This window comes from Embleya sp. NPDC005971, from assembly GCF_040629175.1.
GTDB lineage: Bacteria > Actinomycetota > Actinomycetes > Streptomycetales > Streptomycetaceae > Embleya.
The window spans coordinates 55012-75748 of the sequence record NZ_JBEXUX010000022.1 but is presented as its reverse complement, the minus strand read 5'-3'; the positions used below and the strand labels follow the sequence as shown (position 1 = coordinate 75748).

The window sequence follows — 20737 nt, the reverse complement described above, 5'->3', positions numbered from 1 at the left end:
CCGACTACTCCTTGGTCAGGTTCGGGCCCGAGCCGGTCGCCTCGATGGGCGGTGCGTCCGGCAGCGGGGCCTTCTCCATGCCCTCGAAGGTGAACTGCTCGTCCTTGCCCTCACCCTCGGTGTCGACCACGATGATCGACCCGGAGCGCAGCTCGCCGTAGAGGATCTTCTCGGAGAGGTTGTCCTCGATCTGGCGCTGGATCGTCCGCCGGAGCGGACGGGCACCCAGCAGCGGGTCGTAGCCCCGCTTGGCGAGCAGTGCCTTGGCGGCGGGACGCAGCTCGATGCCCATGTCCCGGTCGCGCAGCCGCTCGTCCACCTTGGCGATCATCAGGTCGACGATCTGGATGATGTCTTCCTCGGAAAGCTGGTGGAAGACGATCGTGTCGTCGACACGGTTGAGGAACTCGGGACGGAAGTGCTGCTTCAGCTCTTCGTTGACCTTCGCCTTCATCCGGTCGTAACCGGTCTTGACGTCGGACGATCCGGAGAAACCGAGGCCGAAGCCCTTCGAGATGTCCCGCGTGCCGAGGTTGGTCGTCATGATGATGACGGTGTTCTTGAAGTCCACCACCCGACCCTGGGAATCGGTCAGTCGACCGTCCTCCAGAATCTGCAGCAGCGAGTTGAAGATGTCCGGGTGGGCCTTCTCGACCTCGTCGAACAGAACCACCGAGAAAGGCTTGCGACGGACCTTCTCGGTGAGCTGGCCACCCTCTTCGTAACCCACATATCCGGGCGGCGAACCGAACAGCCGGGAGACCGTGTGCTTCTCGGAGAACTCGCTCATGTCCAGCTGGATGAGCGCGTCCTCGTCGCCGAAGAGGAACTCGGCGAGCGTCTTGGACAGCTCGGTCTTACCGACGCCGGACGGGCCGGCGAAGATGAACGAACCACCGGGACGCTTCGGGTCCTTGAGTCCGGCGCGGGTGCGCCGAATGGCCTGGGAGAGCGCCTTGATGGCGTCCTTCTGGCCGATGACCCGCTTGTGCAGCTCGTCCTCCATGCGGAGCAGACGGGCCGACTCCTCCTCGGTCAGCTTGAAGACCGGGATGCCGGTGGCGGTCGAGAGAACCTCTGCGATCAGTTCCTCGTCGACCTCGGCCACGACGTCCATGTCGCCGGCCTTCCACTCCTTCTCCCGCTTCGCCTTGTCGGCGAGCAGCTTCTTCTCGCTGTCGCGCAAGGACGCGGCCTTCTCGAAGTCCTGCGCGTCGATCGCGGACTCCTTGTCCCGACGCACGTTGGCGATCTTCTCGTCGAACTCGCGCAGGTCCGGCGGCGCGGTCATGCGCCGGATGCGCATCCGCGAGCCGGCCTCGTCGATGAGGTCGATCGCCTTGTCCGGCAGGAACCGGTCGGAGATGTACCGGTCCGCGAGCGTCGCCGCGGCCACCAGGGCCTGGTCGGTGATCGACACGCGGTGGTGCGCCTCGTAGCGGTCGCGCAGACCCTTGAGGATCTCGATCGTGTGCGGCAGTGACGGTTCCGCGACCTGGATCGGCTGGAACCGGCGCTCGAGCGCCGCGTCCTTCTCCAGGTGCTTGCGGTATTCGTCGAGCGTGGTCGCACCGATCGTCTGCAGCTCGCCTCGCGCCAGCATCGGCTTGAGGATGCTCGCCGCGTCGATCGCGCCTTCGGCGGCACCCGCACCGACGAGCGTGTGCAGCTCGTCGATGAACAGGATGATGTCGCCTCGGGTGCGGATCTCCTTGAGCACCTTCTTCAGCCGCTCCTCGAAGTCACCGCGGTAGCGGGAACCCGCCACCAGCGCGCCGAGGTCCAGCGTGTAGAGCTGCTTGTCCTTGAGCGTCTCGGGCACCTCGCCCTTGACGATCGCCTGGGCCAGGCCCTCGACGACGGCGGTCTTGCCGACGCCGGGCTCGCCGATCAGGACGGGGTTGTTCTTGGTGCGGCGGGACAGCACCTGCATGACCCGCTCGATTTCCTTCTCGCGCCCGATGACCGGGTCGAGCTTGCCTTCGCGCGCCGCCTGGGTCAGGTTGCGCCCGAACTGGTCGAGCACGAGGGACGTGGAAGGCGTCCCCTCCTGGCCGCTGCCGCCCGGCGCGGCGGATTCCTTGCCGGTGGAGTAGCCGGAGAGCAACTGGATGACCTGCTGGCGGACCCGGTTGAGGTCGGCGCCCAGCTTCACGAGGACCTGGGCGGCGACGCCCTCGCCCTCGCGGATCAGGCCGAGCAGGATGTGCTCGGTGCCGATGTAGTTGTGGCCGAGCTGGAGCGCCTCGCGAAGCGACAGCTCGAGGACCTTCTTCGCACGGGGCGTGAAGGGGATGTGACCGGACGGGGCCTGCTGACCCTGACCGATGATCTCCTCAACCTGCTGACGCACTGCCTCAAGCGAGATGCCGAGGCTCTCCAGGGCCTTCGCAGCGACGCCCTCACCCTCGTGGATGAGGCCGAGGAGGATGTGCTCAGTACCGATGTAGTTGTGGTTGAGCATCCGGGCCTCCTCCTGAGCCAGGACGACAACCCGCCGCGCGCGGTCGGTGAACCTCTCGAACATCGTTATCGCTCCTCAGAGCGGTCGTGCAGATCGGGGACGGTCCCCTCCCTGTCCTTCCGCATGCTAGTCCTGCACGCAGGACCGCTCGATTCGTCCGTGAAGACGTGCGACCCACGTGTTGCGGACCGCTTTGGACAACTAGTCAAACCCGATGGTGCGTGTCGGTGTTCCCGCCGGCCACGTCCTGAGGCCGATTCCGAGTACGCCAGAAGCGAACGCGGTATTTTCCGATCCCGTCGCGACCCGGCGACGGCACCGATCACACCTCCCCGAGTCCCCTCCATGGTCGGGTCATACCCAGGACGACACCCGCTGTATACCGGCAGGTCACGACCGCTGTGCGGGCATCCACACGGGCACTCGGGCAGGCCCGGCGCGACCGGCCCGCCCGACATGTCACTCATCGCGGTTGGCATATCACCTTTCGTAACCTCGCTGTCGTCCCGGAGTTGAACACGTTATGGCAGCCACGCTTGTTTTCGCGTCCCGTTCGGCGCCCGTCGTGCCGGGCCCGTTGGACGAGGCCCTCTGGTACGCGCGTGCCCTGGGCTGGCCGGCGGGTCCGGGATCGGCCGACGCGAAGGGCGGGCTCGCGGTGGCGACCACCGATCCGCAGGTGCTCTCGCGACACTGGGCGGCCGACCCGTCGGCGTCGGTCCGGCTGGCCGCCGGGGTGCGGTTCGACGTCCTGGACGTTCCCGGGGCGGCGGGCGTCCGGGCCCTGGACCGGGCCGAGCGGCTGGGCGTCCCGGTCGGGCCGGTGGCCGCGACCGGGACCGGCCGGATCCAGTTCTTCGTGGCCCCCGGGGTCGCGGACGATCTGCCCGCCCTGCTGGACTGGCTGGACTGGGCCGACCTGGACCTGGACCTGCGCGCGTACGGCGAGGGCGACACGGTGGCCGCGCCGTCGCCGTGGCCGGCCACGTGGCGGGCGCCGTGGCCCCGGTCGTGGGAGCACGCGCGCTGGTTGCGCCCGCCCGTCGACGCGGGCCGAGTGCGCCCCGTCGAGCACCTCGCCGCCCTCGGCGCCGTGCTGCACGTGGATGTGCGCTTTCCGGACGTCACCCGGCTGCTGAGCACGTTGGCGCACGCGTGCCAGCATGTGCGGCTGTTCCCCCGGCCGCGGGCCACCGAGCCGAGGCCGCTGACCCACCACCGCCCGGTACCGGCCTGAAGCACGGCCGGGCCGGCGCTCCGGGCCCGCCCCGGCCCCGGAAAAACGACATGAGCGGTGCCCTCCCCCGGTTCGTTCGGGGGAGGGCACCGCTCGATGATGGCGTCGACGATCAGGCGTGGGCCTTCTCGTAGGCGTCGCGAATGTTGCCCGGCACGCGACCGCGCTCGCTCACGTCGTAGCCGTTCTCCTTGGCCCAGGCGCGGATCTTGGCGGTGTCACCGGAGGCGGCACCACCCTTGACCACCTGGCGGACGCCGCGGCGCGCGGCGACCCGGCCACCGGTCTTGCGGCCGGCCTCGACGTAGGTCGTCAGGGCCGCGCGGAGCTGCTCTGCGTGCGTGGCGCTCAGGTCGATCTCGTAGGAGACACCGTCGAGCGCGAACGTCACCGTCTCATCGGCCTTGCCGCCGTCGAGGTCGTCAACGAGAAGAATCTGGACCTTCTGTGCCACCAGGATTCCCTTTCATCGGGAGGGTTCAACCAACTCAAGAAAAGGAAACCGCTTTCTGCGGGAAAATACAAACCCACCCGCGCGGAACCCGTCCGGCCGGCAATACGTTACCGGGTTTGTGGTTGCCACTTCACCGCACACCACACCGTCATCGGCAAGAAGCGTCAAGGGGTTCGCCGGCATGGGTCACGCGATCTCCACCACACTCGCGCGGTCTACGCGGATCGAGATCACTGCCAGAGATGGAGCAGCATCCGCGTGTTGCCAAGGGTGTTGGGTTTGACGCGTTCCAGATCCAAAAACTCGGCGACGCCCTCGTCGTACGAACGCATCAGTTCACTGTAGACATCGCGGTCGATCGGCGTCTCCTCGATCTCGACGAAGCCGTGCTTCACGAAGAAGTCGACCTCGAAGGTCAAGCAGAATATCCGCCGAACACCGAGCCAACGCGCGGTCTCCAGGAGTTTGCTGAGCAAGAGGTGGCCCACTCCGTGGCCGCGGCACACCGGATCCACCGCGAGAGTGCGCACCTCGGCGAGGTCTTCCCACATCACGTGCAGAGCTCCGCAGGCGACCACCTCGCTGTCGGTGTCCCGCTCCGCAACCCAAAACTCCTGCACATCCTCGTAGAGGGTGACCGTGGGTTTGTCCAGAAGGATACGCAGCCCCACGTACCCATCCACAAGGCGTCGAATGGCCCGCACATCGGACGTTCTGGCACGTCGGATCGTCACTTCCATGGGGTGACGCTATCGCGATCACGATAGTCGTCGCCGCTCCGCCCTGTTTACCACCGATCTGCCCCGCTGGTAGCGGAAACACCCCAACCGACGACGGCGGGCCGGACGGCGTTTCGCACCGTCCGGACCTCGCGTTCTTCATACATCCGGATACATCCGGCACCGGATACCCGAGGCCCGCGGCACGGCCGCGGAGTCATCGGGTGCAGTGATCGGATCGAGCGATCAGGTCGGATATGGCCGGATTCCCCCGGTCATTTCCGGGTCGCGGAATCGGCCACGCGCGTGCTCGCACAGGCCGCCTCGGCGTCGTCGCCGCACGCGTCGCGGATGACCGGCTCGGCACCCGGCGTGCTGATGAAACTCGATCGAGCGGTCATCTCGGTTCCGGCCGCACCATGCGGGACCCGGAGTACGAGAATCAGGACGACCTCGGAGCCGGCCCTGATCGGGCCGGTCTTCCACAGTGCGGTGGCCGGGTCGAATTCACCCTGGGACGGCTTGGATTCCATCGGTTTCACGCCTGCCGGCAACGTGTTGCGCACGACCGCGGACTTCGCCTCGCCGTTGCCCGAGTTTCGCACCGTCACCGTGTGGGTGACCGCGTCACCCGGCTCGGGGTCGGCCGTGCGGCGCAATTCCAGCCTGGCCGTCGGGGCCGGGTCCACCTGCCGACCGGGCGGCCCGGTCGAGGTGGGCGGCGCGGGCGGGAACGGCGGCCGGTTCGGCGGCTTCGCCGCGGCGGTGCCCACCCCGAAGTCGGCCGGGCCGGGCAGGCCGGCAATGCGATACCCGGCGACGACGTGCCGAGCGCGCTCATCAGGTCCGCGAGCGCGCTCTGCAGCCGCCGCCCGAACTGGGGTGCCGGACACCCGCGAGGACGACCACCCGCTCCACTCGTGCGTTGTGGTCCACCCGTACGACGTGGCGACGGGTTCCGGCTGCCGCTCGGGGCCGCGCCCGCCCGGCCGACCATGCCCGGGATCGCGGCCGGCGTTGCGCCCACCGGGACGCCAGCCATCGCGAGGACATGCCCCACTCGGGTTTTAACTCGCATCGTGTCGGCCCACTTTCCGTTCCGCCGTACCGAAGTCGCATTTCTTACGTAGATCATTAATACGATTACGCAGAGTTGCGCCGGGAGCGTTGCGGGCTGCGCCGAACGAATTGACAAGACCCCCGGTACGGCCCAGGCGCCGGACCCCACCGAACGGCCGATTCGACTCAGGGCAGCGCCACCCGCAACGCGTCGCGCAACGCCTGGATCTGTTCCGGCGTCATGCCCTCGACGAAGTGCACGAGAGCGCCGGCGCGGCTGTCGCCGGCCGCCCAGTCGGCGCGCATCAACTCGGCGGTATAGGCGTCCCGGGAGTACACGGCCTCGTATCGATAGGCCCGGCCGTGCAGTCTGCGGCGCAACAGGCCCTTGCGAAAGAGTTTGTCGAGCACGGTCATCACCGTCGTATAGGCGGGCTCGCGCTCCGGCAGCAGCGCCTCCTGCACTTCACGCACCGAGGACGGGCGATTGAGCCGCCAGATGCGAAGCATCACCCGGGTCTCGAGTTCGCCGAGTCGCTTCATGGTCGGACCCTCCCGAAACCTTGTCGCACCGTGAGCTGCGTCACGCGTGGCGAGCGATCCCCTACGCAGCATCGTAGACGCGACTTCGTCCGGATTTGTCGCATCCGGCCCTTCCCGGCGCGAGCGGATGCGGGAACGCGGAACGCACTACTACGTGGCCGCGTAGTGTCCACTCCATCACGACTTGGTCGATGTGCGGTGAATTGTTACCACTGATCGCGGCCCTGTCGTCGATTCACCGAGGTGTTCGTGCCGCACTCCCCCGAAGCTCCGTCCACGCCCACGTCCATGTCCACGCCCGCCGACCGCCCCGCGCGGCCGAAGGCGTTGCGTCCGCGCCGTCCGGTCATCGTGGTCGCCGGTCTCGCGCTGCTGGCCGTCGCGGTCACCACCGGGGTGCAGGTGTCGGGGACGGACCCCGGCGATGCGCGCGCGGCCGGCTCGACCGGCGCCGATCCGGAGAACGCGCAGTGGCTCGCCGATCGCGGCGCGGACGTCGCGGCACGCTCGCAGGAGCGTCCGTCGTTGGACGCCGCGCGGGAGGCCGAGCGACAGGCCGCCGCGGAGACTGCCGCGCGAGCGGAGGCGGAGCGCCAGGCGGAGGCCGAGCGGGTCGCGGAGGCGGAGCGCCAGGCGGAGGCCGACCGGGCGGCGGAGGCCGAGCGTCGGGCCGAGGCCGACCGGGTCGCGGCCGAGCGGGCGGCCTCGGGATGGGTGGTGCCGACATCCGGCTACACGTTGACCGGTCGCTTCGGCAACAGCGGCTCGCGCTGGGCGCACACGCACACCGGCCTGGACTTCGCGGCCCGCTCCGGTACGCCGATCAAGGCCGCCGCCGCCGGGAAGATCTCCTCCGCGGGCAGCGCGGGCGCGTTCGGCAACCGGATCGTGATCACCCACCCCGACGGCACCCAGACCTGGTACTGCCACCAGTCCCGGTTCGCGAAGACCTCCGGTTCGGTGGCCGCCGGCGAGGTGATCGGCTACGTCGGTACCACCGGCAACTCCACCGGGCCGCACCTGCACTTCGAGGTGCACCCCAAGGGCGGCGCGGCCGTGGACCCGAAGACCTGGCTGTCCGGCAAGGGCGTCGCGGCCTGATCACCGCGCTCCGGGATCACCGGACGGCTCGACCACGCCCACGTCGGCCGATCCGTCAGCGGCCGACCGCGAGCGAGTCCAGCCAGTCCCACCAGCCGCCTTCGGCGATCAGCGCGGCGAGCTTGGCGTAGCCGGTCGAGTCGCAGTGCGCCCCGTCGCCGTAGGCGTCGATGCTCGCCCACCACTCGGGGTCCGCGCGCAGGGTGTGCTGGAGGGGCACGAAGGTGATGCCGCGCGCGGCGCACGTCTTCGCGTACGCGTCCTCCAGGGCGAGCGCGTCCTCGCCGCCGTTCGGCTCGCCGGGCACCGGTGGTGCGCCGACGACCAGGCAGGTCCAGCGGGCGCCGGTGGCGGTGTCCAGTATCGCGTCGAGGTTGGCGACGCTGTCCGCGTGCCCGACCCGACGGCGGCCGCGCTCGACCTTGACGTCGTTGACGCCGAACGCGAAGACCATGCCGGTGCCGTCGGCGTGCCGCATGCGCGGGACGGCCTCGCCGTACCAGCGCTCCGCGACGTCGGCCGAGGTCTCCAACCGCACGCCGAGGTTGTACGCGGTCAATTGCCGGCCCCGGCGACGGGACTCGGCCGCCAGGCGGCCGACCCATCCGCCGCCGGCGAGATCGCCGACGCCTTGGACGAACGAATCACCGGCGACGCAGATCCGGAGATCGGGGGCTGCTTCCATGCGGCCGACCCTATGCGTACGAACGGGTGACGCGCCCGGGAATGCGACAGGAGCCCCCTCGGGGACGACGATCCGTCACCGAAGGGGCTCCCGAGCGCGGGCCGACCGTCAGTCGGTGGTCGGCTTCACCAGCGGGAACAGGATCGTCTCGCGGATGCCGCGACCGGTGAAGGCCATGATCATCCGGTCGATGCCCAGCCCCAGACCGCCGCTCGGCGGCATCGCGAACTCCAGCGCGCGCAGGAAGTCCTCGTCGATCCGCATGGCCTCGACATCGCCGCCCGCGGCGAGCAGCGACTGCTCGGTGAGCCGGCGACGCTGCTCGACCGGGTCGACCAACTCGGAGTACGCGGTGCCCAACTCCATGCCGAAGCCGATCAGGTCCCACTTCTCCGCGACGCCCGGCGTGCTGCGGTGCTGGCGGGTCAGCGGGGACGTCTCGATCGGGAAGTCGCGGACGAAGGTCGGCTCGGCCAGGGTGTGCTCGACCAGCGCCTCGTAGATCTCCTGGACCAACTTGCCCTGGCCCCACGCCTTGTCGTACTCGATCTCCCGCGCGTCGGCGAGCTTGCGCACCGCCTCGATCGGCGTCTCGGGGGTGACCTCCTCGCCGAGCGCCTCGGAGACCGAACCGTAGACGGTGATCTCGCGCCACTCGCCGGAGATGTCCACCTCGCGGTCGCCGTAGCGGAAGGTGTGCGTGCCGAACACGGCCTGGGCGACGTGCTGGTACACCTCGCGGGTGAGCGTGGCCATCGTGTTGTAGTCGCCGTACGCCTCGTACGCCTCGAGCATGGTGAACTCGGGGTTGTGCGTCGAGTCCGCGCCCTCGTTGCGGAAGTTGCGGTTGATCTCGAAGACCTTCTCGGCGCCGCCGACGACCAGGCGCTTGAGGTAGAGCTCCGGCGCGATGCGCAGGTAGAGGTCCATGTCGTACGCGTTGATGTGGGTGACGAACGGGCGCGCGGTGGCGCCGCCGTGCACCGGCTGGAGCATCGGGGTCTCGACCTCCAGGAAGTCCCTGGCGTCGAACCACTCGCGGATCGAGCGCACGATCCGGCTGCGGGTACGCAACATCGCGCGCGACTCGTCGTTGACGATCAGGTCGACGTAGCGCTGGCGGACCCGGGCCTCGGGGTCGGTCAGGCCCTTGTGCTTGTCCGGCAGCGGACGCAGGCACTTGGACGTGATCGCCCACGAGTCGACCATGATCGACAGCTCGCCGCGGCGGGAGGTGATGACCTGGCCCTCGACGCCGACGTGGTCGCCCAGGTCGACGTCGCTCTTCCAGGCGGCCAGCGACTCGGCGCCGACGCCGTCGAGCGAGACCATCACCTGGATGTCGCCGTCGCCGTCGCGCAGGGTCGCGAAGCACAACTTGCCGCCGGTGCGATACAGCACCACCCGGCCGGTGATACCGACGCGGCGCCCGGTCTCCACATCGGCTTCGAGACCGTCGAACTCCGCACGCAGGGCCGCCACCGTCGTGCTGCGGGGGAATCCGACCGGGTACGGGTCGGTTCCCTCGGCTCGGAGCCGATCGAGCTTGTCGCGGCGAACCCGCATCTGCTCGGGAAGGTCGTCGATCTGCGGCTGCGCTGCGCTCTGCTCGGTCACGGGACAAGGCTACCCATGGCCAACCACCTCCCCGAACCGATATCCGTCCGGCCCGGGGGCGGATACGCCGGAGGGCGGAATCGCCGCCGCGACCCCGCCCTCCGCCGATCGTTGTGAATCAGGCCACGAGGCCCGCACCCTTGCGCCGACGCGCCACGAAGAACACGCCACCGCCGAGTACGAACAGCGCCGCTGCGCCGCCCACGATCAACGTCGTGGACGAGGAGTCCGAGCCGGTCTCGGCCAGCTCGGTGCCATTGCCACCGCCGGTCGAACCCGCGCCGGCCGTCGTGGCCGCACCACCGGTCGAACCGGACCCACCGGAGGTGGCACCTTCCTTGGCGGTGAACACCATGTCGACCAGCGGGACCTTGGCCGCGACCGTCACGATGCCGCCCTTGGCGTCGGTCAGGCCCTTGGCGAGCTCGACCTTGAACGTGAAGTCACGAGTGGTACCGACCTTCCAGAGCTCGCCCCCGGTGATCTCGCAGCCATAGACGTCCGCGCCTGCCGCCTTCAGCGGCCGGAGCGCATCCTGGTCGGCGGCCAGCGATTCGTGCGAGCACTCCTTGGGCACAGCGGCCACCCGCACGCCCTTCGGGAAGGCGATGCCCGCAACACTTCCGGGCCCGCCGGTGTCGAACGAATTGAGGACGCGCGGCCCGTCGTTCTTGACCGACACCCGAACCGGAACCTCGATTCCCGGGCTCGCCACCACGGAGATCGGCGGCGTACTCGTCGTGCTCTGTGGCTGGTCCTCGCCCAGCAGCACATTGAAGGAGCCCGAACTCGCCCGCCGGTCCGGCGCCTGCGTGGTCGTCGAGGCCAGTTTCAGCGCGTCGCCCGCACCCGGAGACCACTGGATGTCGGCACCGCGCAGCGACTTCGTGACGTCGGCGGTCTGTACGAACCGGTAGTACGCCTGAGCACCGAAGACCGGAACATCCGGCGAGACCTTGTACGGGTAGGGCTCCGCCAAGCCGAACGACTCACCGGCCTTGACTGGCCCCTTGAAGTCACAGACGACGAGGTTTCTGGTGCCGTACGCGAGGCCGTAGCGGCAGTTCGCATACTTCTTCGCCGGTTCCAGGCCGTAGTCGGACTCGCTGATCAGCGAAACATCGGTGAGTGTGCGTTCCCGTACGTTCTGGAAACCCATCGGAACGGCGAAGGTGTCACCCGGCTTGCGGGTGCTCCGCGCGTCCTTGTCGAGCACGGCGAAGTCCACCGGCTCTTGGTGGACGACATCGATGCTCTTGGTGTCCGCGAAACCGGCACCGCCGGCCATGACATTGATGACCTCGTGCGACACGCTCGGATTGGTGGCTACGGACGTGACCTTCAGCGCGAGTTTCGTCTGTCCGACGGGAAGGCTGTCCCACCTGCACGAGAAGGAATCCTCGGGGGCCGGCAGGCACGGAGCGGGGAGTACGAGTTTCAGCGATTTGACCGAAACTCCGACGCCCGACTTGAACAGGGCGTAGACATTGGGAGTTGTGGTCGCGCCCGGCTTGTCCGGCTTCACGTCCAAGGTCACGGTCAGCGTCGTCGACGTACCCAGTTCCAGGTCGACCGATGCGGGAGCCGTGATCTCGACGAGTTGGTCGCGGGTGTCCGCCGCAGCCGTGGAAATCGCCGACGCGCCGATCAGCGTCAGGCTCGCGGTCGTGAAAAGGGCAGCTTTTCGAGCAGGCGAAAGGCGAATCCGAAGCAAGGTCCCCCCAAGGATCTTCAAAGTCGCGTCAGACTACGGGTCGGTTGGGCCACGTGACCAGCGGCGCCGTATCACGAATCGGCGACGAAACGTTTGGCTCAGCCGGTGCCCGTGCGCAGGGTCTCCGGGGCGGGCAGTTGGCCGAGTTGGCGGCCCTGCCGACGGTGCGGAATCACCGGAGACAGGGCTTCGACGGAGGAGTCCTGCTCCAGGACATCGGCGTCGCTCGAATCCGCACCGGGCTCGGACGTGCGTGCCGACTCTCCTGCGACCCCCGGTTCGGGGCGGTCGGTGGGGTCCGTCTCGGGAGCTGTCACGACCGCAGGGTCGGCGCTCTCGGCCAACCGTCCGGTCTCGGGTCCGGGCTCGCACTCGGGTCCGGACCCTGGTGCGACAGCGGGCTCGGGCTCCGGCGGAGCCGGGGGCTGGGGGGCGATCGGCCGGGGGCGGGTCGGGATGAGGATGTCCAGGGGGTCGGGGCGGGCGGACCGGGCGGTGGCGCGGCGGTGGGCTCGGGCGGTGAGGCGTTGTTCGAGGGCGGCCTCGGCGAGGTGGGTGCAGCGGTGCAACAGCGCTACGCGGCTTGCTCGTTCGTGTTCGCCGCAGGGCAGGTCGACGGTGCTGCGCAGGGCGGCCAGGTCCTCGGCGGACGGGATGTGTGCGACCTCGTCGACCGCGTTGCGCAGGCAGGACAGGAAGCCGGCCGCGCTGCCGGGCATCGCCGCCCGATAGCGCCGCAGTTCGGCCGTCATGAACACGCGCAGCCGGTCGCGCTCGTCCTGCGCCTCGGCGATCGCCCGGCCGAGCAACCAGAAGTCGACCGCGTCGCGACCGCCGCGCAACGCGGCGGTCAGCGCGCGACACAGCACCCGCACCTCGTGCGCGCTGAAGGCCATCCCCTGGTCACCATGTGGCGTCGGCATAGCACGCACTGTATGCGGCGAGATGGACAATCCGGTTTATTTCATGCGTGTTTTTTTCCGATTGGGATCGGGAGCCGGCCCCGCAGCCGGCCCGCTCAGACCGCCGCGTTGCGCTCGTAGACCATCCGCAGGCCGATCAGGGTCAGCCACGGCTCGTGCACGTCGATCACCGAAGCCTCGCCCAGCACCAGCGTCGCCAGTCCGCCGGTGGCCACCACGGTGACCGCGTCCGGGTCGTCCGGGGACAGTTCGGCCGCCATCCGCTTGACCACGCCGTCCACCTGCCCGGCGAAGCCGTACAGGATGCCCGCCTGCATCGCCTCGACCGTGCTCTTGCCGATCACGCTGCGCGGACGCATCAGCTCGATCTTGCGCAACTGCGCGCCGCGCGCACCCAGCGCGTCCACCGAGATCTCGATGCCGGGGGCGATCGCGCCGCCGACGTACTCGCCCTTGGTGCTGACCGCGTCGAAGGTGGTCGCGGTGCCGAAGTCGACCACCACGCACGGGCCGCCGTACAACTTGACCGCCGCGAGCGCGTTGATGATCCGGTCGGTGCCGACCTCCTTGGGGTTGTCCATCAGGACCGGCACACCGGTCTTGACCCCGGGTTCGACGACGACCGTGGGGATGTCGCCGTAATAGCGCCGCACCATGTCGCGCATTTCGTGCAGCACGGACGGCACGGTGGAGCAGATCGCGATGCCGTCGATGCCGTCGGCGCCGATCAGCGGGTGCTGGCCGAGCAATCCCGCGAGGACGACGGCGAGTTCGTCCGCGGTCCGCCGGGCCTCGGTCGAGATGCGCCAGTGCTCGACGATCTCGTCACCGTCGAACAGGCCGAGCACGGTATGCGAGTTACCGACGTCGATGGTGAGCAACATCGTGGGCGTCCTTGGTGTTCTGGCTCGGGCCGTGGGGGACGGAGCGCGGCTTCGGAAAGGGGGGCGGGACGGGGAGTGCTGATCCGGTGAACGGTACCGGTCGCTCAGGCGCGCAGGTCCACGCCGACGTCCAGGATCGGGGCGGAGTGGGTGAGCGCGCCGACCGCGATGTAGTCCACACCGGTCTCGGCGACCTCACGGGCGGTCTCCAGGGTGAGGCCGCCACTCGCCTCCAGTCGGGCCCGACCCGCGACCAGGGCCACCGCCTCGCGCATACGATCCGGCGTCATGTTGTCCAGCAGGATCAGGTCGGCGCCCGCGTCCAGCACCGGCGGGATCTGGTCGAGGTGGTCCACCTCGACCTCCACTGGCACGTTCGGGAAGGCCGCCCGCACGGCCTTGAACGCCTCGGCGACACCGCCCGCGGCGACCACGTGGTTGTCCTTGACCATCGCCGCGTCGGACAGCGACATCCGGTGATTGACCCCGCCGCCGCAGCGCACCGCGTACTTCTCCAGGGCACGCAGGCCCGGCGTGGTCTTGCGGGTGTCCCGGACCGAGGCACCGGTGCCCTCGATCGTGTCCGCCCACGCGCGGGTGGCGGTGGCCACGCCGGACAGCCGGCACAGCAGGTTCAGCGCGACCCGCTCGGCGGTCAGCAGCGTGCGGGTGCTCGCCTCGGCGGTGAACAACACCGTGCCGGGCGTCACCACGTCGCCGTCGCGCACGTGTCGGGTGAGCACCAGGTCGGCGCCGCAGACCAGTTCGAGCACGGCCTCGGCGACCGGCAGGCCCGCGACCACGCCCGCTCCGCGCGCGGTGAACTCGGCGTGGCCGCGCGCGTCCTCGGGCACGGTGGCCACCGAGGTGACGTCCACTCCGCCGTCGAGGTCCTCCGCGACGGCGGCGGTCACCAGCGCGGCGACGGCGAGCGGGTCGAGCCCGGCCTCGGCCAGGCGGGACGTGAGATCGGCGGACAGCTTGACGGTGCTCACGCGGTCGACTCCTTGGGTTCGTGTGCCTGGTAGGCGACGTGCAGGGCACCCTCGCGCAGCGACGTGACGAGGTTGCCGCGCCACCGGGCGTCGTCGAGGTCCGGACGGTCCTCGCGCCAGTGACAGCCGCGCGTCTCCTCGCGGAGCAACGCGGCCCGGGTGAGCGCGCTCGCGACCAGGTGCAGGTTGGTGGTCTCCCACGTCTGCGTGCACGGATCGGTGCTGGTACGAGCGGCCAAGGCGGTCAACGCGCCCCGGGTGTCGGCCAGTCCGGCCGCGTCGCGCAGCACCCCGGCGCCCGAGGTCATCGCGCGTTGCAGGCGCGGCCGGACGTCCTCGGCGAGCAGCCCGGCCGGGCCCTCGGGGGCGACCGGCGCGGCGAACGGCGGCATGTCCCGGGCCAGATCGGCCGCGATCCGCTCGGCGAAGACCAGGCCCTCCAACAGCGAGTTGGAGGCGAGCCGGTTGGCACCGTGCACACCGGTGCAGGCCACCTCCCCACACGCGTACAACCCGGGCACGCTGGTCCGTCCGTGCAGGTCGGTACGCACGCCTCCACTCGCGTAGTGCGCGGCGGGCGCCACCGGGATCGGCTCGGTCACCGGGTCGATCCCGTGCGCGCGGCAGGCGGCCAGGATGGTCGGGAAGCGGTGCTTCCACATGTCCGCGCCGAAGTGCCGACCGTCCAGGTACATGTGTTCGGCGCCGGTTTCCGCCATTCGGCGCATGATGCCCTTGGCCACGATGTCGCGCGGGGCCAACTCGCCGAGCGGATGACGGTCCGTCATGAACCGGATGCCGGCCGCGTCCACGAGATGGGCGCCCTCGCCGCGGACCGCCTCGGAGACCAGCGGCTGCTGGCCCTCCGCGCCCGCGCCGAGCCACAACACGGTCGGGTGGAACTGCACGAACTCCAGGTCGGTGACCTCGGCCCCGCCACGCAGTGCGAGCGCGACCCCGTCGCCGGTGGACACCGACGGGTTCGTGGTGGACGAGAAGACCTGGCCCATGCCGCCGGTGGCGAGCACGACGGCGCGCCCCAGGGCGGCGCCGACCCCGTCCCGGGCGCCCTCGCCCATCACGTGCAGGGTGACCCCGCAGGCACGCCCGGAGGCGTCCTTGAGCAGGTCGAGCACGAGCGCGTTCTCGATCACCTCGATGTCCGGCGTGGCCCGTACCGCGGCCACCAGCGCCCGCGATATCTCGGCGCCCGTCGCGTCGCCGCCCGCGTGCGCGATCCGGTTGCGCAGGTGGCCGCCCTCGCGGGTGAGCAGCACGTCGCCGTCCGGCCCCCGGTCGAACTCGGCGCCGGTGTCGATCAGCCGGCGCACCGCGTCCGGGCCCTCGGTGACCAGCACCCGGACCGCGTCCTCGGCGCACAGTCCGGCCCCGGCCACGAGCGTGTCGCGCAGGTGCTGTTCGGGGGTGTCGCCCTCGCCGAGCGCGGCGGCTATCCCGCCCTGCGCCCAGCGCGTGGAGCCCTCGTCGAGCTGGGCCTTGGTCACCAACAGGACCCGGCCGGCCCGGCGCGCACGCAACGCGACGGTCAGGCCGGCCACCCCGGAGCCGACCACGATGACATCCGCGCGCACGTTCCACCCGGGATCGGGGGCGGCCAGGCGCGCGGGCAGTGCGGGCGTGTTCATTGCGCGGCCCGGTCGCCGACCACGCGGTCGCCGCGCAGCGTCTCGCCGCCGGGCAGCGCCTCGGCCGGGTCGTGGCCGGTGCCGGTGATCGTGTTGGTCGCGTCCACGAACACCACGCGCGGCTTCATCGCCCGCGCCTCGGCGTCGGTGACCTGGGCGTAGGCGATGATGATCACCAGGTCGCCGGTGTGCACCAGGCGGGCCGCGGCACCGTTGATGCCGATCACGCCGGTGCCGCGCGGGCCCGCGATCGTGTAGGTCTCCAGGCGGGCGCCGTTGTCGATGTCGACCACGTGCACCAGTTCGCCGGGCAGGATGTCGGCGGCTTCGAGCAGATCCTCGTCGATGGTGATCGAGCCGACGTAGTGGAGGTCCGCCTGCGTGATCGTCGCGCGGTGGATCTTGGACTTGAACATCGTGCGCATCATGACCGGGGGACTCCCGTGATCTTCAGTCGGGCGTTGTCGATGAGCCGGGTGGCGCCCACGCGGGCCGCGATCGCCAGGATCGCCGGGCCGGCGTGGTCGGCGGCCACCGGGGTGAAGTCGTCGATGTCGACCAACTCCACATAGTCGGGTTTCAGCACGGCGCGCAGCACGTCCTCGGCGGCGGCGCGCACGGCGCCCGCACCGTCGTCGGCGCGCCGGGCGCCCGCGTCCAGTGCCCGGCTGAGCGAGAGCGCGATCTCCCGTTCGGCCTCGGACAGGTAGCGGTTGCGGCTGGACCGGGCCAGCCCGTCGGGTTCGCGGACGGTGGGCACGCCCACGATCTCGACGGGGAAGTTCAGGTCGCGCACCATGCGCCGGATCAGCGCGAGTTGCTGGGCGTCCTTCTCGCCGAAGAAGGCGACCTTCGGCACGGTCAGGTGCAGGAGTTTGGCGACCACGGTGAGCATTCCGTCGAAGTGGCCGGGCCGGGAGGCCCCTTCGAGCACCGCGCCGGTGGGTCCGGCGGTGATCCGCACGCGCGGTTCGCCGCCCGGGTACACCTCGTCCACCGAGGGCGCGAACACCACGTCGGCGCCCGCCTCCCCGCTCAGTTCCAGGTCGGCGTCCAGAGTGCGCGGGTAGCGGTCCAGGTCCTCGCCCGCGCCGAACTGGAGCGGGTTGACGAACACGGTGACCACGACGTGGCCGGTCGGGCCGACGAACGCGCGCGCCGCCCGGATCAGCGCCGCGTGGCCCTGGTGCAGCGCGCCCATCGTCATCACCACGGCGCGCGGGCCGCCGGGCCGGTCCGCACCGGCCAGGTCGGACGCGGTCCGGGCCAGGCGTACGGCGGTCACGGTCGGCCTCCCTCGGCCAGCACGCCCAGCAGCGCCTCGGCCGACTCGGCCTTGAGCAGGCCGGCGTTCAGCGCGCGGTCGGCGGTCAGTCGGGCCATCGCCACGTACGCGGCCAGCGCCTCGGGCGAGACCCGGCGCAGTTCGGCCACATGCGCGGCCACGGTGCCCGCGTCGCCGCGCGCCACCGGGCCGGTGAGCGCCTGGTCGCCGGCGCGCAGCGCGTTGTCCAGGGCGGCGCCGAGCAGCGGTCCGAGCATCCGGCCCGGGGCCCGGACGCCGGCCGCGCCGAGCAGTTCGAGCGATTGCGCGACCAGGGTGACCAGGTGGTTCGCGCCGTTGGCCAGGGCCACGTGGTAGAGCGCGCGGTCGCGCTCCTCGATCCACTCGGGTTCGCCGCCCATCTCCACCACGAGCGCCTCGGCGACCGGGCGCAGCGGCTCGGGCGAGGTGACCCCGAAGGAGCAGCCGGCCAGCCGTTCGAGGTCGATGGTGCTGCCGGTGAAGGTCATCACCGGGTGCAGCGCGAGCGGCAGCGCGCCGGCGCGGGTGGCCGGTTCCAGGATGTCCACGCCGTAGCGGCCGGACGCGTGCACCAGGAGTTGACCGGCCTTGATCGCGCCGGTCTCGGCCAGGCCGCGCACGAGCGCTTCGAGCGCGTCGTCGGGCACGGTGAGCAGGGTCAGGTCGGAGGCCGCGATCACCTCTTGCGGGGCGACCAGCGGGACACCCGGCAGGAGGTCCTCGGCACGGCGCCGGGAGGTCTCCGAGACGCCGGAGGCGGCCACCACCGAGTGCCCGGCGAGGGCGAGGGCGGCGGCCAGGGTCGGGCCGACGCGACCGGTGCCGACGACTCCCACGCGCAGCCGCGCGGGGCGGTCGGCGGGGTCGGGCGAGCGGCCGTGCGGATGCGGACGTGCGGTGATGTCGTTGTTCACGCGAGCGAGCCTTCCGTTCCAGTCCGCGGCGGGTACCGGACGAGTACTGGCCCGATCAGGGTACTCACGCGCCGGGCGGCCCGGTCCCCGGGTTGGTCGGCAGGTCGGTCGGCAGCGGGCTCGGCGGCGGCCATCGATACCGGGAGGAGCCGGCCTGATACGCGACACGTCGGGCGACCTTGTGCCGGATCAGCTCCGGTCCGCGCATCCCGATCGCGCCGAGCGCGGTCAGCACGAGCCCGGTCAACAACATCGTGCCGGTGACCACCCGGGCCACCCGGACGCTGCGCGGGCCGCCCTGGGTCTGCAGCGAGTAGGCGGAGGGGGCCGGGCGGCCCGGGTCGGCGGTCGATTCCACCGAGGCGCCGCTACTGCGGCCGGGTGACGGTGCGGGGGTGGGGCCGACCTCCAGGGCCCCGGCCGCCGCGGCGATCCCGAGCGCGGCAACCGCGAGCGCACAGCGGCGACCGGCACGTATGACGAGTTGACGGCTTCCCATGGGGAGCCTCCCGGAGACCGGCGTCGATTGACCAGGTGCGAGGGTTCCGCCCTCTTCTTTCCCCGAGTCCGTCGCTTATGTGTCCCCTTTCGACCCCGTTCGCATGCCTCTCGTCGTGTGAAGAAGCCGCGCTCGGGCCCCGCCGGACGGGCTCCGGGCGGCCCGAGCGACGGTCACCGACACGCGAAAGGGCCTAGCCCAGCCGGACCGGCAATCGGGTGAGCGCGTTGTTGAGGTTCGAGCGCAGCCGCTCGGGCTCGCCGGTCGCCTCGATCGTGGGGTAGGTGGCGAGCAGTTCCTCGAAGAACACCCGACCCTCCAGGCGGGCGATGTGCACGCCCAGGCAGAAGTGCTCGGCGAAGCCGAAGGACAGGTGCGGGTTGGGCCTGCGGGTGATGTCGAAGCGCTGCGGGTCGGTGAACACCTCCTCGTCGCGGTTCGCCGAGGTGTAGTACATGGCCACCTTGTCGCCCGCCTTGATCGGCACGCCGCGCAGTTCGGTGTCCCGGGTGGCGGTCCGGCGGAAGTAGTGCAGCGGGTTGGCCCAGCGCAGGATCTCCTCGACCGCGCCCGGGACCAGGTCGGGGTTCGCGCGCACCGCCGCGAGCTGCTCGGGGTGGGTCAGCAGCGCGTGCAGGCCGGCGGACAGCATGGTCTTGGTGGTGTCGTTGCCGGCCGTGACCAGTTGTACGAAGAACTGACCGAAGTCGAGGTCGGTCATCATCCGGCCGCCGAACTCGGACTCCAGGATCAGCGAGGTGATGTCCTCGCGCGGCTCCTGGGCCCGGCGCGCGGCGGCGAAGCCGATCGCGTAGCGGGCCATCTCGATCGCCGCCCGACCGCCCTCGCCCGCCGTGTTGCGCTCGGCGAGCGCGTGGATGTGGTCCCAGTCGGCCGGCGGCAGGCCCATCAGCTCGCCGATCACCTGGGTCGGCAGGCTGGAGGTGACGTCGTGCACGAACTCGACGTCGCCGGTGCCCACCCGCGCGAAGATCTCCCGGCAGATGGTCCGGATCCGGTCCTCCATGCCGCCGACCACCTTCGCGGTGAAGGACTTCACCAGCGGCTTGCGATACGCGCGGTGGCGCGGCGGGTCCATCGACAACAGCGTGCCGCGCAGGGCTTCGAGCCGCTCGGGTTCGAGGTCCTCCAGGATGATCCCGCCCGCCTCGGCGGAGAAGATCGCCGGGTTCTGCGAGACGTATTCGACGTCGGCGTGCCGGAGCACGGCCCAGTAGCCCGGCTGTCCCGGGATGTCCTGCCAGTGCACCGGGTCGGTCCGGCGCAACTCGGCGAACAGCGCGTGCGGCGGGCCGTCGAGATACAGCTCGGGGCTGTACAGGTCGACTCCGGTCGAATCGGACGTGACGGTCATGGCATCTCCCTCGAAGCCTCGGATCGCATCCCGGTCAGCCCACGAGCACGTTCGGCCGGCCGAAGCCCTGTGCCTCGCACAGGGCGTAGTAGGCGCGCAGCGTGCCCGCGCCGTCGGTCACCGAGGTGATGTTGCCCTCGGCGTCCAGGTTGAGATTGGCGCCGTACATCTGGAACCAGACCCGGGTGTCGGGCTCGACGCAGGTGAGGGTGTGCACGGAGCCGGCGGGCTCGTAGAGGAACGAGCCGGCCCGGTTGACGTAGTCGTACTCGGCGTATTTCCACGCGCCGGCCACGGTGTAGCCGTAGACGGGGCCGGTGTGCCGGTGCGTCTCGACGGCGAAGCCCGGCTGGAAGACGTTCTCCACGATCCACAGGCCCTCCTCTTCCTTGACGCACAGCACCTTGAGCTTGTTGCCGCCGCCGATCTCGACGAACGGCAGGTCCTCGGCCCCGATGTGCACGGCGGGGCGTCCGGTTTCGGTGGTGGTCATGCGGGTTCCTCCCGGAGGCGATCGGTGCTCTGTAACGGTGTAACAGCATGCCTCAAGGACCGGTGGGTTTCGAGAGCCGCGTGGGATGGGCAACACCATCGACCGCACA

General features: G+C 70.4%; 20 protein-coding genes. 2 read left to right on the top strand and 18 right to left on the bottom strand.

Features of this window, described 5'->3' with window-relative positions:
- Nucleotides 1-4 precede the first annotated feature (4 nt).
- Nucleotides 5-2527: an ATP-dependent Clp protease ATP-binding subunit gene (locus ABZ374_RS20830; protein ID WP_355542773.1), complete on the bottom strand. Its 2523-nt coding sequence runs from the start codon at nucleotides 2525-2527 to the stop codon at nucleotides 5-7.
- A 460-nt stretch (nucleotides 2528-2987) separates the two neighbouring features.
- Between ABZ374_RS20830 and ABZ374_RS20825 the strand changes: the two genes are divergently transcribed.
- Nucleotides 2988-3701 carry an SCO3374 family protein gene (locus ABZ374_RS20825; protein ID WP_360313088.1) on the top strand — a complete coding sequence of 238 codons (714 nt, stop codon included), beginning with the start codon at nucleotides 2988-2990 and terminating at the stop codon, nucleotides 3699-3701.
- 112 nt (nucleotides 3702-3813) lie between these two features.
- On the opposite strand, the gene ABZ374_RS20820 is transcribed toward ABZ374_RS20825, so the two are convergent.
- The 4 genes from ABZ374_RS20820 to ABZ374_RS20805 all read right to left on the bottom strand — a co-directional run bounded on the left by ABZ374_RS20820 (nucleotide 3814) and on the right by ABZ374_RS20805 (nucleotide 6476).
- Entirely contained in the window at nucleotides 3814-4155 is a 342-nt protein-coding gene (locus ABZ374_RS20820) for an Lsr2 family protein (protein ID WP_355542767.1), read from the bottom strand.
- Nucleotides 4156-4385: 230 nt separating this feature from the next.
- On the bottom strand, nucleotides 4386-4895 hold the full coding sequence (locus ABZ374_RS20815) for an amino-acid N-acetyltransferase (RefSeq protein WP_360313086.1): 510 nt from the start codon (nucleotides 4893-4895) through the stop codon (nucleotides 4386-4388).
- A gap of 254 nt (nucleotides 4896-5149) precedes the next feature.
- Nucleotides 5150-5647, bottom strand: a complete 498-nt coding sequence (locus tag ABZ374_RS20810; protein ID WP_360313084.1) for a DUF11 domain-containing protein — start codon at nucleotides 5645-5647, stop codon at nucleotides 5150-5152.
- Between the two features lie 472 nt (nucleotides 5648-6119).
- The gene (locus tag ABZ374_RS20805) at nucleotides 6120-6476 is read right to left on the bottom strand and encodes a BlaI/MecI/CopY family transcriptional regulator (RefSeq protein ID WP_360313082.1); all 357 of its coding nucleotides are present in this window, start codon (nucleotides 6474-6476) and stop codon (nucleotides 6120-6122) included.
- 288 nt (nucleotides 6477-6764) lie between these two features.
- Between ABZ374_RS20805 and ABZ374_RS20800 the strand changes: the two genes are divergently transcribed.
- A complete protein-coding gene (locus ABZ374_RS20800) occupies nucleotides 6765-7577 on the top strand; it encodes a M23 family metallopeptidase (RefSeq protein WP_360313080.1) in 813 nt (270 codons plus the stop codon).
- A 55-nt stretch (nucleotides 7578-7632) separates the two neighbouring features.
- Here ABZ374_RS20800 and ABZ374_RS20795 read toward each other — a convergent pair whose 3' ends face one another.
- From ABZ374_RS20795 to ABZ374_RS20735, 13 genes are all read right to left on the bottom strand, one after another.
- Nucleotides 7633-8262, bottom strand: a complete 630-nt coding sequence (locus tag ABZ374_RS20795) for a GDSL-type esterase/lipase family protein (protein WP_360313078.1) — start codon at nucleotides 8260-8262, stop codon at nucleotides 7633-7635.
- 108 nt (nucleotides 8263-8370) lie between these two features.
- Complete coding sequence (lysX, locus tag ABZ374_RS20790) at nucleotides 8371-9879, bottom strand: bifunctional lysylphosphatidylglycerol synthetase/lysine--tRNA ligase LysX (protein WP_360313076.1); 1509 nt, start codon at nucleotides 9877-9879, stop codon at nucleotides 8371-8373.
- Between the two features lie 118 nt (nucleotides 9880-9997).
- The gene (locus ABZ374_RS20785; protein ID WP_360313074.1) at nucleotides 9998-11614 is read right to left on the bottom strand and encodes an LAETG motif-containing sortase-dependent surface protein; all 1617 of its coding nucleotides are present in this window, start codon (nucleotides 11612-11614) and stop codon (nucleotides 9998-10000) included.
- A 77-nt stretch (nucleotides 11615-11691) separates the two neighbouring features.
- Nucleotides 11692-12516: a hypothetical protein gene (locus ABZ374_RS20780; protein ID WP_360313072.1), complete on the bottom strand. Its 825-nt coding sequence runs from the start codon at nucleotides 12514-12516 to the stop codon at nucleotides 11692-11694.
- 95 nt (nucleotides 12517-12611) lie between these two features.
- A complete protein-coding gene (locus tag ABZ374_RS20775) occupies nucleotides 12612-13400 on the bottom strand; it encodes a type III pantothenate kinase (protein WP_020549599.1) in 789 nt (262 codons plus the stop codon).
- 104 nt (nucleotides 13401-13504) lie between these two features.
- Nucleotides 13505-14395, bottom strand: a complete 891-nt coding sequence (nadC, locus tag ABZ374_RS20770) for a carboxylating nicotinate-nucleotide diphosphorylase (RefSeq protein ID WP_360313070.1) — start codon at nucleotides 14393-14395, stop codon at nucleotides 13505-13507.
- The gene (locus ABZ374_RS20765; RefSeq protein WP_360313068.1) at nucleotides 14392-16041 is read right to left on the bottom strand and encodes an L-aspartate oxidase; all 1650 of its coding nucleotides are present in this window, start codon (nucleotides 16039-16041) and stop codon (nucleotides 14392-14394) included. The genes nadC and ABZ374_RS20765 overlap by 4 nt, the downstream gene beginning before the upstream one ends.
- Nucleotides 16038-16469 carry an aspartate 1-decarboxylase gene (gene panD / locus ABZ374_RS20760; RefSeq protein WP_360313066.1) on the bottom strand — a complete coding sequence of 144 codons (432 nt, stop codon included), beginning with the start codon at nucleotides 16467-16469 and terminating at the stop codon, nucleotides 16038-16040. Before panD ends, ABZ374_RS20765 begins: the two co-directional genes overlap by 4 nt.
- A complete protein-coding gene (gene panC, locus ABZ374_RS20755) occupies nucleotides 16466-17326 on the bottom strand; it encodes a pantoate--beta-alanine ligase (RefSeq protein WP_360313064.1) in 861 nt (286 codons plus the stop codon). Before panC ends, panD begins: the two co-directional genes overlap by 4 nt.
- Nucleotides 17323-18261 carry a DUF2520 domain-containing protein gene (locus tag ABZ374_RS20750; protein ID WP_360313062.1) on the bottom strand — a complete coding sequence of 313 codons (939 nt, stop codon included), beginning with the start codon at nucleotides 18259-18261 and terminating at the stop codon, nucleotides 17323-17325. The genes panC and ABZ374_RS20750 overlap by 4 nt, the downstream gene beginning before the upstream one ends.
- Before the next feature lie 64 nt (nucleotides 18262-18325).
- Nucleotides 18326-18760, bottom strand: coding sequence for a hypothetical protein (locus tag ABZ374_RS20745; protein ID WP_360313060.1), 435 nt, complete (start codon nucleotides 18758-18760; stop codon nucleotides 18326-18328).
- A gap of 193 nt (nucleotides 18761-18953) precedes the next feature.
- Nucleotides 18954-20135, bottom strand: a complete 1182-nt coding sequence (locus ABZ374_RS20740; RefSeq protein ID WP_360313058.1) for a cytochrome P450 — start codon at nucleotides 20133-20135, stop codon at nucleotides 18954-18956.
- A 34-nt stretch (nucleotides 20136-20169) separates the two neighbouring features.
- On the bottom strand, nucleotides 20170-20628 hold the full coding sequence (locus ABZ374_RS20735; RefSeq protein WP_360313056.1) for a 2,4'-dihydroxyacetophenone dioxygenase family protein: 459 nt from the start codon (nucleotides 20626-20628) through the stop codon (nucleotides 20170-20172).
- Nucleotides 20629-20737 lie beyond the last annotated feature (109 nt).